We start from the raw sequence: 16,205 nt of genomic DNA on the forward strand, positions 1-16,205 counted from the left end.
TGCACGCTTTACCCCACCTAATCACATCCTCAATGAGTCATGCTCTTGTTTTAGCTGGCTTTTTATTGGCTTTTGGCACTATTGGGCTCCATTCTGCCCAGGCACAGAGCAATAGCCAGGCTTTAAGCCCGTCTGAGCTTCAACGTATTAATAGCCAACCTCTTGCCCCTCCAGCAAGTGCATCTCAGTCAACCACAGCCCCTGAAGGCCGTAAACCTAGCTTTCAACACAAAGAGGCTGGCGGTACTGAAATTACTGAGTACAAAGATACCAATGCACCAACCCAAGTGGATGTAAAAACACGCTTCACCACCTATGAAATGGCACCCCCCGCTACCGTCATGCCTGGCCCTGCAAAAGAATCAGACCTGATTAGCGTGCCTAGCATCGCTATCCCTTTTTAATATTGCTCTTTTACCTCCTCATAAGTTATGGCCGTATTCACCCCCATAGAACCGAGTGATATTTCTGACTGGATTGCCACTGATTTTGAAATTGGGCAAGTCACTGATGTTCGGGGTATTCAAGGCGGAATTGAGAACTCCAACTTCTTTCTCGATACTGAGCTTGATGGGAAAGCTCAGCAATTTGTTTTAACCATCTTTGAAAGACTGTCGGCAGCGCAATTACCCTACTACTTAGAGTTGATGTGCCATTTGGCCGATAAAGGTATTCCGGTACCAAAGCCCTTGGTCGACAAGCATGGTCAGATTTTATTTTCATTAAAAGGTAAACCAGCAGCGATCGTTAGTAAGCTACCGGGTTTATCAAGGCTAGAGCCGCAGCTTAAGCATTGTGCGATGGTCGGTGAGATGTTAGCGAAGATGCACTTAGCTGGCACCGACTTCATACACACACAAGAAAATCTACGTAGCCTCTCTTGGTGGCAGCACACCATTCCACAGATACTTCCACATTTAAGTGATACTCAAAAAACCTTACTCACCAAGGAACTAGCCGCTCAAGAGCACTTCTTTTCCAGTGCAAATTATGCTCAGCTTCCCCAGGGTGCGAGCCATTGCGATCTTTTTAGGGATAACGTACTCTTTGATTCGAAGGGTGCAAGTGACACTTCTCAAGATGTGCTCGGAGGTTTCTTTGACTTTTATTTTGCAGGCACCGATAAATGGTTATTTGATTTAGCGGTCACCGCCAATGATTGGTGCTTAGCGGACAACAAGCAGGATTTCAACCCTACCCACCTCAATGCCCTGATGGAGGCCTACCAATCGGTTCGCCCATTAACCAAGCAAGAGCAGCAAAGCTGGCCCTTAATGCTGCGTGCTGCTGCACTACGATTCTGGATTTCTCGTTTATGGGATTTTTATTTACCCAGAGATGCCCAAATGCTTACACCCCACGATCCACGTCATTTTGAAAACATGCTCATCAGCCGCAAAACACTATGAAACTCAATACCGTTCACCCTAAAGAAGGCTACACCTGGATTCGCCAAGGTATTTGGCTTTTTAAACAAAATCCGATCGGCTTTCTGATGCTGGTATTTATGTATATTTTCGCGGCGCAGTTAGCTGTCCTCATACCGGTGATCGGAATGTTTGCTGTTTTATTGGTAACCCCGACTTTATCCGTAGGCTTTATGACCGCTTGTCGTCTGGCTATTCAAAAAGAGCGTATTCGTCCTTCGGTTTATTTGTCGGCACTGCGATCAACACCCCTCGTACGTAAGCGCATTTTGCAACTAGGTCTGATATACGCAGCGCTCATTCTTGTCCTCAGTTTCATCCTAAGCCTGTTGGTCGATTTTGAATTATTAATCCCCCTCATGACTGGCGATAAGACGATGACACCTGAGATGGTGCGACAGATTTATCTGATTCTCTTTTTCGGTGGACTACTCTATGTTCCCGTAGCAATGTTGATGTGGTTCTCACCAGTATTAGTAGCTTGGGAAGATATGCCAGTGCCACAAGCCCTATTCTCTAGCGTAATTGCTTGCTGGACAAACCGAGGGGCATTCTTTTTATACCTTGCCATTTGGGGCGCAGTGCTGATTGCTATTCCCTTAACGATTGGCTTAATTTTAGATAGTCTAGACATAGGTCAAGCAGCCTCATTCATCGTTGCCCCAATCTCGATGGCAGGATTAACAGTAATGCACTGCTCTTTCTTTGCCACATGGAAGGCCTGCTTTGCTGAAAAAGAATCTGCTGTATTGATTGCCTAGGTTCAGGCTAGAGCCCCTCTCGTTCGCCCATCTCATTCGATTGCAGTAAGCTTGGCAATACTGAGCTGTAGCCACTTAACACCGTTGCGCTTAAAGCTCACCTGAGCTCGGGCATCGGCATCATTACCTTCCAGACCGGTCACCCGTCCTTCACCAAACTTTGTATGAAACACATTCTGACCGATTGTGAAGGGATAGTTTCCGCGCGGCGGTGATGCCATTCTTTTGACCGTTGTCGAGGCTGAACCGACTCTGCCAATCTGTTTTGCTGGCTGTCTATTCTCGCGCCCAGAGTCAAAAAAGTCGTTCGTCTCGGAATCACGCTGACGGGTATAGCCATCTTGCCAAGCAGACCCTGTTCGGCCACCGCCACTACTACTACCGCCCCAACGCGCTTCTTTTGCTTTAGGAGTAAGCCACTTCAGTGAATCTGATGGCAACTCCTCTAAAAAACGTGACGGCATGTTGTAGCGCACTTGGCCATGCAGCATTCTGGACTGGGTATGCGAAAGATATAAGCGTTCTTTAGCCCGGGTAATCGCTACGTACATTAAGCGACGCTCTTCCTCCAAACCATTTTGCTCATTGACGCTATTTTCATGCGGAAACAAGCCCTCTTCCAGACCGGTAATAAAGACCGCTGTAAATTCCAGGCCTTTTGCGGAATGGACTGTCATTAACTGCACTGCATCTTGGCCAGCTTGAGCCTGGTTATCGCCCGCCTCTAAGGAAGCATGGGATAAAAAGGCTGCTAATGGCGATACTGCAACTACCCCAGGCGCACCTTCGCCGGGCAACAGCGCTGCGGCGGCATCTTGGCCATAACCTTCTTCTGCAATAAATGCCGTTGCCGCATTAATTAATTCTTGCAGATTCTCGACACGATCTTGACCTTCACGCTCTGAAAGATAATGCTGAATTAACCCGCTATTTTGAATCACAAACTCTACCGTCTCGGGTAAGGTGTTGTGACGAGTGGCTTCACGCATGTGATCTACTAGGCGCACAAACCCACTGAGGGAGGCGCCGGATTTACCATCCAAAGTAGATGCCGCCAAATATAGAGAGCACTGCTGCACACGCGCTGCATCCTGAACGGCCTCAATTGATCGAGCCCCGATACCCCGCGTTGGAAAGTTCACTACACGCGAAAACGAAGTATCGTCATTTGGGTTCTCTAGAAGACGCATATAAGCTAATGCATGTTTAATCTCTGCGCGCTCAAAGAAGCGCAGGCCACCATACACACGATAAGGAATCGCCGCAGAAAATAAGGCATGCTCGATGATGCGCGACTGCGCATTACTTCTATAAAGGAGTGCAATTTCAGTGCGCTTGATGCCGCTACTAACTAAGGCTTTGATTTCATCAACAAGCCAGGCAGCCTCCGCATGATCGCTTGGCGCATCGTAAATACGAACCGGCTCTCCATGGCCGGCATCGGTACGTAAATTTTTACCCAGACGGTCAGTATTATTTGAAATTAGGAAATTGGCTGTATCTAAAATGTGGCCATGGGAGCGATAGTTTTGCTCAAGCTTTACCATCATCGGATGGTATTGATTTTCATAAAGGCGCATGTTTTCCACATCAGCACCACGGAAAGCATAAATACTTTGATCATCATCACCTACGGCAAAGACAGCGCTACTACCGGCACTACTCACATTCACCTGTCCGGCTTCATGACCGGATAATAATTTAAGCCAAGCGTACTGCAATGCATTGGTATCTTGAAACTCATCAATCAAAATATGACGAAAGCGTTCTTGATAATGTGTACGAATAGATTCATTGTGTTTAAGTAACTCATAGCTACGCAAGAGCAGCTCTGCAAAGTCCACTACGCCCTCACGCTGACACTGGGCATCATAAGCTTCATATAGCTGCGCCATCTTGGCCTGAAAGTCATCCCCGACAGAAAGCTCACGAGCACGCTGCCCACGCTCTTTGGCATGCGCAATGAAGTATTGGAGTTGCTTTGGAGGATATTTCTCATCATCGACCTTTAAGCCCTTTAATAGACGCTTTATGGCTGACAACTGATCTTGAGTATCCAAAATCTGAAAAGTGGACGGTAAACCGGCATCTTTATGGTGTGCCCGCAATAAACGGTTGCAAAGACCATGGAAAGTGCCAATCCACATGCCGCGCGTATTAATTGGCAGCATGGCACTTAAACGCACTATCATCTCTTTAGCTGCCTTATTTGTGAAGGTCACCGCTAGGACACCAATAGGAGAAACCTGGCCTGTTTGGATGAGCCAAGCTATACGGGTAGTGAGGACGCGGGTTTTTCCGCTTCCTGCACCAGCCAAGATCAGGGCTGATTGGGCTTGGCCATTTGGGTTTACGGGCGGGAGCGTGACGGCTTCGCGCTGTTCTGGGTTGAGGTTTAAGAGCAAGTCTGAGTGCATCGTCCCAATTATAATTTGCCTCATATGCTAAATGCTTCTAATACCCCCAATTCAGGAACAAATGTTTCTGCAGCCAGCGCACCAGATGAGCTGGCTAAATCCTATGAACCCGCCCCGATAGAAGCTTATTGGGGTCCAGAATGGGAGAGTAGAGGTATTGCCGATGCCACCCTGGTAGAAGGTAAGGAGGATTTTTCAATCCAACTCCCACCGCCTAATGTCACTGGCACGTTACACATGGGTCATGCCTTTAACCAAACCATCATGGATGGCTTGGTTCGTCATGCGCGAATGTCTGGCAAAAACACCTTATGGGTGCCCGGCACCGATCATGCCGGAATTGCCACACAAATCGTTGTTGAACGTCAGCTCGACGCACAAAAAATATCGCGTCATGATTTAGGGCGTGAACAGTTTCTGAAAAAAGTTTGGGAATGGAAAGAGACTTCTGGCTCCACTATTACCCGACAGATCCGTCGCCTGGGCGCCTCGATCGACTGGGGTAAAGAATATTTCACGATGGATAGCAAGATGTCTAAGGCTGTTGTAGAAGTCTTTGTTCGTCTTCATGAGCAAGGGCTCATTTATCGCGGCAAGCGTTTAGTCAATTGGGATCCAGTACTGGGTACAGCCGTTTCAGACCTCGAGGTTGTGAGCGAAGAAGAGGATGGCTCGATGTGGCACATCCGCTACCCCCTAGCCGATGGTTCGGGTCACTTAACGGTAGCGACTACTCGCCCAGAAACCTTGCTAGGTGACGTTGCAGTGATGGTCAATCCAGAAGATGAGCGCTACAAACATCTGATTGGAAAGTCTGTACATCTACCACTGTGTAATCGTGAGATTCCGATCATTGCCGATGATTATGTTGACTTAGCATTTGGAACTGGCGTGGTTAAAGTCACTCCTGCCCATGACTTCAATGACTATGCGGTTGGCCAACGGCATCAACTACCGCTCATTAATATTCTGACTTTAGATGCCAAAATTAATGAAAATGCCCCTGTTACCTATCAAGGTCTGGAGCGTTTTGCTGCTCGCAAACAAATTGTTGCTGATTTAGATGCGGCAGGACTACTAGAAAAAGTACAGCCCCATAAGCTGATGGTGCCACGCGGCGATCGCACACAAACTATCATTGAGCCGATGCTGACCGATCAGTGGTTTGTTGCGGTATCCAAGCCAAGCCCTGACAATCAATATCAACCAGGCTCGTCAATCGCAGGTGCCGCATTAGATGCTGTGACCAAGGGTGATATCAAACTCGTTCCCGAGAATTGGATTAGTACTTACACCCAGTGGTTAGAAAACATCCAAGATTGGTGCATCTCTCGTCAACTCTGGTGGGGTCATCAAATTCCCGCTTGGTATGGTGATGATGGTCAGATCTTTGTAGGGCGCTCAGAAGAGGAAGCAAAAGCAAAGGCTATCTCAGCAGGCTATACAGGCCCCCTCAATCGCGATCCAGACGTCTTGGATACTTGGTTTAGTTCCGCCTTAGTCCCCTTCAGTTCACTGGGTTGGCCAGAGCAAACGCCCGCCCTCAATCACTTCCTACCGTCATCCGTACTGGTAACGGGTTTTGACATTATCTTTTTCTGGGTCGCGCGCATGGTCATGATGACTTGCCACTTTACTGGCAAGGTACCGTTTCATACGGTATATGTTCATGGCTTAGTACGGGATGCCGAAGGACAAAAGATGAGTAAGTCCAAAGGTAATACCTTGGACCCCATTGATTTAATTGATGGCATCACTATTGAAGAGCTTGTCAGCAAACGTACTACAGGCTTAATGAATCCCAAGCAGGCAGAAAGCATTAGTAAGAAAACTAAAAAAGAGTTTCCGGAGGGCATTCCAGCATTTGGTACTGATGCCTTGCGTTTTACATTTGCTTCGTTGGCCTCATTAGGTCGCAATATTAACTTTGACCAGAAACGGTGTGAAGGTTATCGCAACTTCTGCAACAAACTTTGGAACGCCACTCGCTTTGTTTTAATGAATTGCCCCGGCAATGATGAAGATAACGGCTTTGCGCCATGTAACGAGCAATGTGGTCCTGAGGGACAGCTAGATTTTTCTCCAGCAGATCGCTGGATTGTGTCCATTCTCCAAAAAACCGAGGCAGATGTTGCCAAAGGCTTCCAAAGCTACCGCTTTGATAATATCGCCGGCAGTATTTATCAATTTGTTTGGGATGAATACTGTGACTGGTACTTAGAATTAGCCAAAGTACAGCTGCAGACCGGCACTCCAGCACAACAACGTGCCACACGCCGAACCTTACTTCGAGTTTTAGAAACAATCTTGCGTATGGCGCATCCCTTAATTCCGTTCATCACCGAAACACTGTGGCAAACGGTTGGACCTAAGGTTGGCAAGGTACTAGCGGAACAAGAAAAGCAGACCATTGCCCTGCAGCCCTACCCTATCGCTCAAACAAGCAAGATCGATGAGAAAAGCGAAGCTTGGGTTGTACAAATTAAAGCGATTGTGGACGCCTGCAGAAACTTACGTGGGGAGATGCAAGTTTCTCCTGCACTGAAGGTTCCCCTATGGATTAGCGGTCCCGAAGACTTCTTAAAACACGCCAGCCCGTACATCATGGCTCTGGCTAAGCTGTCTGAAGTCAAAATTTATCAAGATGAATCTGCTTTAGAAAAAGATGCGCCAGATGCGCCAATGGCCTTAGTAGGCAATCTGAAGCTCCTATTGAAAATTGAAGTGGATGTGGCAGCCGAGAAAATTCGACTTAGCAAAGAGATTGACCGTCTGGCTAATGAAATCACCAAAGCGCGCGGCAAATTAACCAATGAAAGCTTTGTGGCTCGAGCCCCTGAAGAGGTAGTAGCGCAAGAAAAACAGCGTTTAGCTGGTTTTGAGCAAAATCATGAGAAGCTTGTTGCACAATTAGAGCGCCTCAAATAAAAGATCGGAAATCAGATGCCACTCAACACTAAAGTCGTTACTAAAGCTGTCTTTCCGGTTGCGGGCCTGGGAACACGATTCCTACCCGCTACTAAGGCGAGTCCCAAGGAAATGCTCAATGTTGTAGATAAGCCCTTAATTCAGTATGCCGTTGAAGAAGCAATTGCCGCCGGCATTACTGAAATGATTTTTGTGACGGGTCGCAGTAAGCGGGCTATTGAGGATCACTTTGACAAAGCTTACGAGCTAGAAGCTGAGCTTGAAGCTAAAAATAAGCAAGCCCTCCTAGAAATCGTGCGTAGCGTTAAACCAAGTCATGTAGATTGCGTCTATGTTCGCCAACCAGAAGCCTTAGGCTTGGGTCACGCGGTATTGTGCGCAGAAAAATTAGTTCGCGATGAGCCCTTCGCCATCATTCTGGCGGATGACTTATTAGATGGTCAGCCGCCAGTCCTAAAGCAAATGCTCAGTGTCTTTGATGCGCAAAATGGCTCTGTTATTGCAGTTGAAAAAATTGATCCTGCTAAAAGTAGCTCCTATGGTGTTGTTGCCGGCACCGAAGTTGCTGAAGGTATTTATCGACTCAATGGCATCGTAGAAAAGCCACAACCTCAGGATGCACCATCCAACCTGGCAGTAGTTGGTCGCTACGTTCTCTCGTCTGATATTTTTAATCACATACGCAATCTCAAGCCAGGTGCTGGTGGTGAAATTCAACTAACGGATGCCATTGCATCGCTTTTAAAAGTAGAGCCTGTATTTGCCTATGAGTATGATGGCGTACGTTATGACTGTGGCAGTAAGTTGGGCTATTTGAAGGCTTCCGTTGAATTTGCTTTGCGCCATCCCGAGGTTAAGGATGATTTTGCAGCTTACCTAAAGGGTCGCTCTTTGTTGTAAAGCACTAGCCTAGCCTAAGAACATAACAGGAATGCATTGCGACATTCCTGTTTTTTGAGGGATCAATTTTAAGCGTCGCTATCTTCTCTTCATTCGGAAAATCAAGACATCCCCCTCAGTGGTGCTCGAAAGAAGTTCGTTGCCGGTCTGCTTAGCGAATGCAGGAAAATCATGCGCTGCGCCGGCATCTGTCGCCTTGATTCTTAAAATCTGGCCAGACTGCATCGTTGCTAATGCTTTTTTGGTGCGCAAAATAGGAAGCGGACAATTCATCCCAACAGCATCGACCTCAAGGTCAAATTCAATCCCATCGCTCATTTACCTGCCACCCAATCTTTCACACTTGCTAAGGCTTGGCCTAATTGCCCAGGCTCAGTACCGCCGGCCATCGCCATTTCAGGCTTACCGCCGCCTTTGCCGCCAACCTGTTGGGCAACAAAGTTCACTAGATCGCCTGCCTTCACTTTAGCGATCGTATCTGCGGTGACGCCTGCAATTAAGCTCACCTTATCGCCCTGCACAGAGGCCAATACGATCACTGCCGTTTTTAACTTCGCCTTTAGGGCATCCATAGTCTCCCGAAGCACCTGAGCATCAGCGCCATTTATACGAGCCGCCAATACTTTAATGCCATTGACATCCACCGCTTGGGTTGCTAACTCATCGCCTTGGCTAGAGGCTAACTTAGAGTTAGCTTTATCTAACTCACGCTCAGCCTGACGCAAACTCTCTTGAAGTTGTGTAACGCGATTTACTAAATCAGCCGGGTGTGTTTTTAAGATCGCGGCTGCTTGCCCAATCTGATCTTCCATGGCTTGCAAGAAAGATAAGGCATGCTTTCCAGTTACTGCCTCTACCCGACGAATACCTGCAGCAACACCACCCTCAGAGACAATTTTCAAACTACCAATATCACCCGTACGTGATACGTGAGTACCGCCACACAGTTCTTTTGAGGTGCCAATCTCTAATACGCGAACCTCGTCGCCATACTTTTCGCCAAATAACATCATGGCACCGGTTTTTTGTGCGTCATCCAAAGACATGACTTTTCCAGAGGTAGCCGTATTTGCTAAGATTTCTGTATTAACAATACTTTCAATTTGACGTAGCTCAGTTGCGCTGATCGGCGCGTTATGGGTAAAGTCAAAACGGGTTTTATTAGCGTCTACTAAAGAGCCTTTTTGCTGGACATGATCGCCCAATATTTCACGCAAAGCTTTATGCAATATATGGGTTGCGCTGTGATTACGCATGACTTCGGCTCTATGCTCTACATTCACTGACGCAGCCAATACATCACCCACTTTGATTTCGCCTTCAAGCATCTCGCCTTGGTGGCCGAAGACATCAGCCTGGATCTTAAAGGTATCCGCTACTGCAAAACGCATTGTTTCATTACGCAGTTCGCCTTGGTCACCAATCTGCCCACCAGATTCGGCATAGAAAGGCGTGTTATCCAAAACGACAACTACTGCATCACCAGCCTTGACTGATTGCACTGTTGAGCCATCTAAGTAAAGAGCGGTCACTATCGCACCCTCATGGTTTAAGGTGTCATAGCCATGAAACTGCGTTGGCTTGCCTGCATACTCCAACCCTTGTGCCACCTTGAATTTGCCCGATGCCCTGGCTTGATCACGCTGCTTTTGCATTGCTGATTCAAAACCTGCTGCATCAACTGCCACATTGCGTTCGCGGCAAACATCAGCCGTCAAGTCCAAAGGGAAGCCAAAAGTGTCATGCAAACGAAATGCTGTATCGCCGTCCACTGTTTTGGTGCCACCCACTAATGCGGCTTCTAGAATCTCCATGCCGTTAGCAATAGTCTGAAAGAAACGTTCCTCTTCCTGCTTAATGACCTCACTCACTTTATCTTTAGCCGCCAGTAGTTCTGGGTAGGCCTCACCCATCTCTTTGACGAGCGCAGGAACAAGCTGATAGAAGAATGGTTTGCGTGCGCCTAGCTTATAACCATGACGAATTGCGCGGCGTGCGATACGACGCAAAACATAACCGCGCCCCGCATTGCCAGGAATAACGCCATCCACCACAATAAAACTACAAGCACGAATATGATCCGCAATCACCTTTAAAGAGGGGCTAGTAGCATCACAATTTTCGGCGCCGGCACCATCCACTGCCTCTTTGGCTGCTTTGAGTAAATTAACAAAAAGATCGATCTCGTAGTTTGAGTGTACTTGCTGAAGCACTGCTGCAATACGCTCTAGGCCCATGCCTGTATCAACGCTTGGCTTAGGCAGCGGATGCATATTGCCAGCCTCATCGCGATTAAATTGCATGAAGACATTATTCCAAATCTCAATATAACGATCCCCATCCTCATCTGGACTGCCCGGAGGACCACCGGCAATGTGCTCACCGTGGTCATAAAAGATCTCTGTACAGGGGCCGCATGGGCCGGTATCGCCCATCATCCAAAAGTTATCAGAAGCGTAACGTCCGCCTTTGTTGTCGCCGATACGAATAATGCGCTCGGCTGGAACGCCAATCTGTTTATTCCAAATCTCAAACGCCTCGTCGTCCTCGGCATAAATAGTCACCAGTAACTTATCTTTTGGCAGCTTAAATACCTCTGTCAGCAATTCCCAAGCAAAACCAATCGCCTCTTGTTTGAAATAATCACCGAAAGAGAAATTACCCAGCATCTCAAAAAAGGTATGGTGACGTGCCGTATAGCCCACGTTATCCAAGTCGTTGTGCTTGCCACCGGCCCGAATGCATTTCTGGGCACTCGTTGCACGGCTATAAGAGCGCTTATCAAAACCCAAAAATACATCTTTAAATTGGTTCATCCCCGCATTAGTAAACAGTAGTGTGGGGTCATCCCCAGGCACTACAGGGCTAGAAGGGACAATTTGATGGCCTTTTTGGGCGAAGTAGTCCAGGTAAGCCTGGCGAATTTGGGAGACTTTCATAGTGTCAATTATCTCATTGGCACCACTTTAGGGGCAAACCCTTGCTAAACAACCCCATTCCTAGCTTACAATCGCAAAACACTAATACTAGATTGGCACTCATGCCAATACATAAGGAGCAAAACTTGACTATTCGCAATCAACGGGATTTTGGCGCAGGGATCATGTATATGGTCATTGGCCTTTTCTTTACTATCGTCGCTACGCAATACTCAATGGGAACAGCGGCCAAAATGGGGCCAGGCTATTTTCCTTTTTACCTTGGAATACTAATGACCCTATTGGGTCTACTGATCCTCGTCAAGTCCATGAGAGCAACTGCTGCGATTGAGGCCATTCCGAAGTTTAATTGGAAGATCATCGCTCAAATTACGGGTGCGGTAGTCTTGTACGGTGTACTTCTACCAAAAATGGGGTTCTTAATTGCCATCATTGTTTTGGTATTCGTATCCGCTAGTGCAAGCAAAGAATTCACTTGGAAGGGCACTGCAATTAATGCTGCCTTCTTAGTTACCTTTACCTACTCCGTCTTTGTTTTGGGATTGAAGCTGCAATTCCCACTACTGCCTTTCTTCCTTCAACAATAACGAACCGAGATACTAAAAAATGGACTTATTTGCTAATTTAGCCCTCGGTTTCGATACCGCATTTACCCTACAAAACTTACTGTATTGCCTAATCGGTTGCGTTTTAGGCACTCTGATTGGTGTTTTACCTGGTCTTGGGCCAATCGCCACGATTGCGATGCTGCTGCCTGCAACCTACGCATTACCCCCAATCGCTGCCTTAATTATGTTAGCCGGCATTTACTATGGCTCACAATACGGCGGGTCAACCACAGCGATTTTGCTCAACATCCCCGGAGAAACGTCCTCGGTGGTCACGGCAATTGATGGCTACCAGATGGCCAGGCAAGGTAGAGCGGGTGTAGCCTTGTTTACGGCCGGTATGGGCTCTTTCTTTGCTGGTTGCGTAGCCACTTTAGTTTTAGCAGCGTTTGCCGCACCCCTCTCTCAACTGGCTTTTAAGTTTGGTCCTGCGGAATACTTTTCTCTGATGGTATTGGGATTAATCGGTGCGGTAGTACTGGCATCCGGCTCTTTAATCAAAGCTATTGGCATGATCATTCTTGGCCTTTTAATGGGATTGATTGGTACTGACGTCAACTCCGGTGTGTCTCGTTACGCCTTTGATGTTCCTGAATTGAGCGACGGTATTGGTTTTGTCAGTGTGGCGATGGGTGTTTTTGGTTTTGCTGAAATTATGGGCAACCTAGAGAAGACCGGGGAAGATGAGGGTTTCTTAAACAAGATGACCACCATGATCCCAACTAAGCAAGATGTGAAGCGGATGATCCCCTCTATTTTGCGCGGCACTACTATTGGCTCCATCCTGGGAATTTTGCCAGGCGGCGGCGCCGCTTTAGCAGCCTTTGGTGCCTACTCTGTTGAGAAAAAATCATCTAAGTACAGCCATGAGTTTGGTAAAGGCGCGATTGAAGGTGTTGCTGGCCCAGAAGCAGCCAATAACGCGGCAGCTCAAACCTCATTCATTCCATTGCTGACATTAGGTATTCCACCCAATGCCGTGATGGCCTTGATGGTTGGCGCTATGACCATTCATAACATTCAACCAGGCCCTCAAGTCATGACCAGTAACCCAGCCTTGTTCTGGGGTCTGATCGCTTCTATGTGGATTGGTAACGTGATGTTGATCCTTTTGAACTTACCGTTAATTGGTATCTGGGTCAAGCTTCTGTCCATTCCTTATCGACTCATGTATCCAGCTATCCTGGTGTTCTGCTGTATCGGCGTATACACAGTGAACAACACGGTGTTTGACGTGTATGTCACAGCAGCCTTTGGCGTGATTGGCTACCTCTTCTTCAAATTAGGTTGCGAACCACCCCCACTATTACTAGGATTTGTACTGGGGCCCATGATGGAAGAAAACTTCCGTCGTGCCCTATTGCTTTCCCGCGGTGACTTTACGACCTTCTTAACCCGTCCACTGTCTTTGGGATTGCTCATTGCAGCAGCCCTATTAGTTGTGATTGTGGCTTTGCCATCCGTCAAGAAAACCCGTGAAGAAGCCTTCGTAGAAGATTAATTCTCGAGCGCTTTCCAAGAACGAGCCCGCAGCTGTTTGCGGGCTTTTTCTTTATGGGTAAGGCTTTTCTCTACAATGCTTCTATGTCCCAAGAGAGCAAACCACCCAAGTCCACGATCGGCGTCATTGCCGAGCCCTCAAACTTTTTGCGACAGATCATTGACCATGATCTGGCTAGTGGGGCCTATCAACAGCGCACTGACCGAAATGGACAAGCAATTCCCTCCATCATTACGCGCTTTCCGCCTGAGCCCAATGGCTATCTTCATATTGGTCATGCCAAAAGTATTTGCCTGAACTTTGGTCTAGCAAATGATTACAAGCAGCAAGCCGGTGGTGCCCGCTGCAATATGCGCCTTGACGACACCAACCCCGTAAAAGAGGATGTCGAGTACGCCGATAGTATTTTGGATGCAGTCCAATGGCTTGGATTTGATTGGGGCACCCATCTTTATCACGCTAGTGATTATTTTGACCAGCTCTATGCCTTCGCCCAAGCACTCATTGAGAATGGCAAAGCGTATGTCGATAGTCAAAGTGCCGATGAAATTCATGCAAATCGCGGAAACTTTGGCCAAGTAGGAAAAAATAGCCCTCATCGCGAACGGACACCAGCAGAAAATCTTACCCTTTTTAGGGGGATGCAAGATGGACGCTATCAGGATGGTGAGCATGTTCTTCGACTCAAGATTGATATGGCGCATCCCAATATCGTGATGCGTGACCCTGTGGTCTACCGCATTCGTCATACGGAGCATCACCGCACTGGCAGTAAGTGGTGCATCTATCCCTTATATGATTTCACGCACTGTATTTCAGATGCGCTAGAGAACGTCTCGCACTCCATTTGCACGCTCGAGTTTGAAAATAATCGGCCGCTCTATGACTGGATTATTAGCGCCTTACAGGAGTTGGGCATTTTTAAAACCCCAGTGCCACACCAGTATGAGTTTGCTCGCCTTAATCTCACCTACACCATCACCAGTAAGCGCAAATTACTGCAACTCGTAGAAGAAAAACGGGTGGATGGCTGGGATGATCCTCGCATGCCAACTATCGTCGGCATTCGACGCAGAGGCTATACCCCTGAAAGTATTCGCTTATTTTGTGAGCGCATTGGCGTTTCAAAAGCAGATAGCTGGATTGATATGAGCACCCTAGATCAAGCCTTGCGAGATGATCTAGAGTCGAAAGCGCCAAGAGCTACCGCAGTCCTCAAACCCCTAAAACTTGTGATTCAAAACTTTGATGTCTTAGCTTGTGAACCTTGCTCTGCGCCATGTCATCCACAACATCCCGAGTGGGGCAATCGGGAATTTCAGTTCACCCGTGATTTGTGGATTGAGGCAGATGACTTTATGCAGGATCCTGTGAAGGGTTTCTTTAGGCTCTTCCCACCAGTGGGTGATCAGCCAGGTGGACGTGTTCGCTTACGTCATGGCTTTGTTATTGAATGTACAGGCTATGAGCTCGATGCCAATGGCCATGTGACTCAAGTTAATGCTACCTACTTCCCCGATAGTAAGAGTGGGACCCCCGGCTCAAATAACTACAAAGTAAAGGGTAATATTCACTGGATTAGTGCCGCGGAAGCGATCCCTACTGAGGTTCGGCTATACGATCATCTATTTAATGATCCACATCCAGATAGTGGGGATAAGCATTTCTTAGAAGCGATTAATCTAAATTCAAAACAAACAATCACCGCTTATTTAGAGCCTTGTATGAAAGAGGCAAAAGCGGGGGAGCGCTTTCAGTTTGAACGCCATGGCTACTTTATTGCAGATCAATTGGACTCAGCATCAGGTAAGCCCGTATTTAACCGCACAGTAGGCCTTAAAGATTCCTGGAAATAGTTTGAAGAAATACTGCCACGGTGGGGTAGTGTAGGGGCGTTTTCAATTCTTTCAGTCGCGTATTACCTACTCGCCTGGACTCCTTCATGAAAGACCACAACATGGGGGATACTATTTTCTCTATTTCTGCGGAGGGCAATCGTGGAGGCCTATCGAGCCCAAAGGCATCTGCTACCTCATCAAAATAATCCCCCATCTTGGTTTCTTCACCATCACAGGCATTAATCACGCGTTGCGGTCTACCGTGATAAACAGCAGCACAAATCAACCTTGCCAAATCATCACTTTGAATATGATTGGAATAAGCATCTTCCGCTAGCAATAAGGCGGGGGTCCTCGACTGAATGCGCTCTAACGGCAAACGATCAAGAGCATAAATGCCAGGCACCCTCAAAATAGTTAAAGCAACCCCATGAGCAGGTGCCCATAGGCGCAAAGTGCGCTCAGCATGGACTCGTCGCTTAGCTCGCTCGCTTTGCGGATTTACTGGGGTGAGCTCACTCACCTTGCCCCCATGATGATTGCCGTAGACGCCTGTGGTGCTGATATAAATCAGACGCCTGACAGCATTGCCGCCTTGGGATAAAATTTGGATTAGGTTGCGAGTTCGGTAATCATGCAGACCTGTATTTTGGGGTGGCGCTAAGTGAATGATGGTTTCTGCTAAGCCACTGAGACGCCACAAACTCTCGGGCCTATCTAGATTCCCCAAAATCGGAATTGCGCCAACGTCTCTCAATTCCTGAAAACGGGTTTTCTGGGAAGTTAAGGCGAATACGCGATGACTCTGGGATAACTGCTTAGCGACACGCATACCAATGTCGCCGCAGCCGATCATCAGAATTCGGGGTTTACCAAAAGATTGCAT

General features: G+C 47.5%; 12 protein-coding genes. 8 read left to right on the forward strand and 4 right to left on the reverse strand.

Annotation, left to right across the window (positions count from 1 at the left end; all coding sequences use genetic code 11):
• The first annotated feature begins 32 nt into the window (after window positions 1–32).
• Genes B0G85_RS06355 through B0G85_RS06365 form a run of 3 tightly spaced genes read left to right on the forward strand, consistent with a single transcriptional unit; the run spans window position 33 to window position 2,188 of the window.
• Window positions 33–404, forward strand: coding sequence for a hypothetical protein (locus B0G85_RS06355; RefSeq protein ID WP_232725973.1), 372 nt, complete (start codon window positions 33–35; stop codon window positions 402–404).
• Between the two features lie 27 nt (window positions 405–431).
• Window positions 432–1,409: a homoserine kinase gene (locus B0G85_RS06360; protein WP_100379625.1), complete on the forward strand. Its 978-nt coding sequence runs from the start codon at window positions 432–434 to the stop codon at window positions 1,407–1,409.
• Complete coding sequence (locus tag B0G85_RS06365; protein WP_100379626.1) at window positions 1,406–2,188, forward strand: BPSS1780 family membrane protein; 783 nt, start codon at window positions 1,406–1,408, stop codon at window positions 2,186–2,188. Before B0G85_RS06360 ends, B0G85_RS06365 begins: the two co-directional genes overlap by 4 nt.
• A gap of 32 nt (window positions 2,189–2,220) precedes the next feature.
• Here the strand turns inward: B0G85_RS06365 and B0G85_RS06370 are convergent, their stop codons facing one another.
• Window positions 2,221–4,605 (reverse strand): UvrD-helicase domain-containing protein, encoded by a 2,385-nt coding sequence (locus B0G85_RS06370; protein ID WP_100379627.1) that lies wholly within the window; start codon window positions 4,603–4,605, stop codon window positions 2,221–2,223.
• A 24-nt stretch (window positions 4,606–4,629) separates the two neighbouring features.
• On the opposite strand from B0G85_RS06370, the gene B0G85_RS06375 reads away from it, so the two are divergent.
• Together B0G85_RS06375 and galU are read left to right on the forward strand one after the other, a co-directional pair.
• Window positions 4,630–7,533 (forward strand): valine--tRNA ligase, encoded by a 2,904-nt coding sequence (locus B0G85_RS06375; RefSeq protein WP_100379929.1) that lies wholly within the window; start codon window positions 4,630–4,632, stop codon window positions 7,531–7,533.
• Between the two features lie 15 nt (window positions 7,534–7,548).
• Window positions 7,549–8,433 (forward strand): UTP--glucose-1-phosphate uridylyltransferase GalU, encoded by an 885-nt coding sequence (gene galU, locus B0G85_RS06380; RefSeq protein ID WP_100379628.1) that lies wholly within the window; start codon window positions 7,549–7,551, stop codon window positions 8,431–8,433.
• 78 nt (window positions 8,434–8,511) lie between these two features.
• Here the strand turns inward: galU and B0G85_RS06385 are convergent, their stop codons facing one another.
• Window positions 8,512–8,739, reverse strand: a complete 228-nt coding sequence (locus B0G85_RS06385) for a sulfurtransferase TusA family protein (protein ID WP_100379930.1) — start codon at window positions 8,737–8,739, stop codon at window positions 8,512–8,514.
• Between the two features lie 8 nt (window positions 8,740–8,747).
• Window positions 8,748–11,372 carry an alanine--tRNA ligase gene (alaS, locus tag B0G85_RS06390; protein WP_100379629.1) on the reverse strand — a complete coding sequence of 875 codons (2,625 nt, stop codon included), beginning with the start codon at window positions 11,370–11,372 and terminating at the stop codon, window positions 8,748–8,750.
• 101 nt (window positions 11,373–11,473) lie between these two features.
• Between alaS and B0G85_RS06395 the strand changes: the two genes are divergently transcribed.
• The 3 genes from B0G85_RS06395 to B0G85_RS06405 all read left to right on the forward strand — a co-directional run bounded on the left by B0G85_RS06395 (window position 11,474) and on the right by B0G85_RS06405 (window position 15,337).
• Window positions 11,474–11,959, forward strand: coding sequence for a tripartite tricarboxylate transporter TctB family protein (locus B0G85_RS06395; protein WP_232725974.1), 486 nt, complete (start codon window positions 11,474–11,476; stop codon window positions 11,957–11,959).
• 19 nt (window positions 11,960–11,978) lie between these two features.
• Entirely contained in the window at window positions 11,979–13,481 is a 1,503-nt protein-coding gene (locus B0G85_RS06400; protein WP_100379630.1) for a tripartite tricarboxylate transporter permease, read from the forward strand.
• 83 nt (window positions 13,482–13,564) lie between these two features.
• A complete protein-coding gene (locus tag B0G85_RS06405; protein WP_100379932.1) occupies window positions 13,565–15,337 on the forward strand; it encodes a glutamine--tRNA ligase/YqeY domain fusion protein in 1,773 nt (590 codons plus the stop codon).
• Here the strand turns inward: B0G85_RS06405 and B0G85_RS06410 are convergent.
• Entirely contained in the window at window positions 15,318–16,205 is an 888-nt protein-coding gene (locus B0G85_RS06410; RefSeq protein ID WP_100379631.1) for an SDR family oxidoreductase, read from the reverse strand. The two genes, B0G85_RS06405 and B0G85_RS06410, sit on opposite strands and share 20 nt — an antisense overlap.

The sequence above is a fragment of the Polynucleobacter brandtiae genome (assembly GCF_002797575.1).
GTDB classification, from domain to species: Bacteria; Pseudomonadota; Gammaproteobacteria; order Burkholderiales; family Burkholderiaceae; genus Polynucleobacter; species Polynucleobacter brandtiae.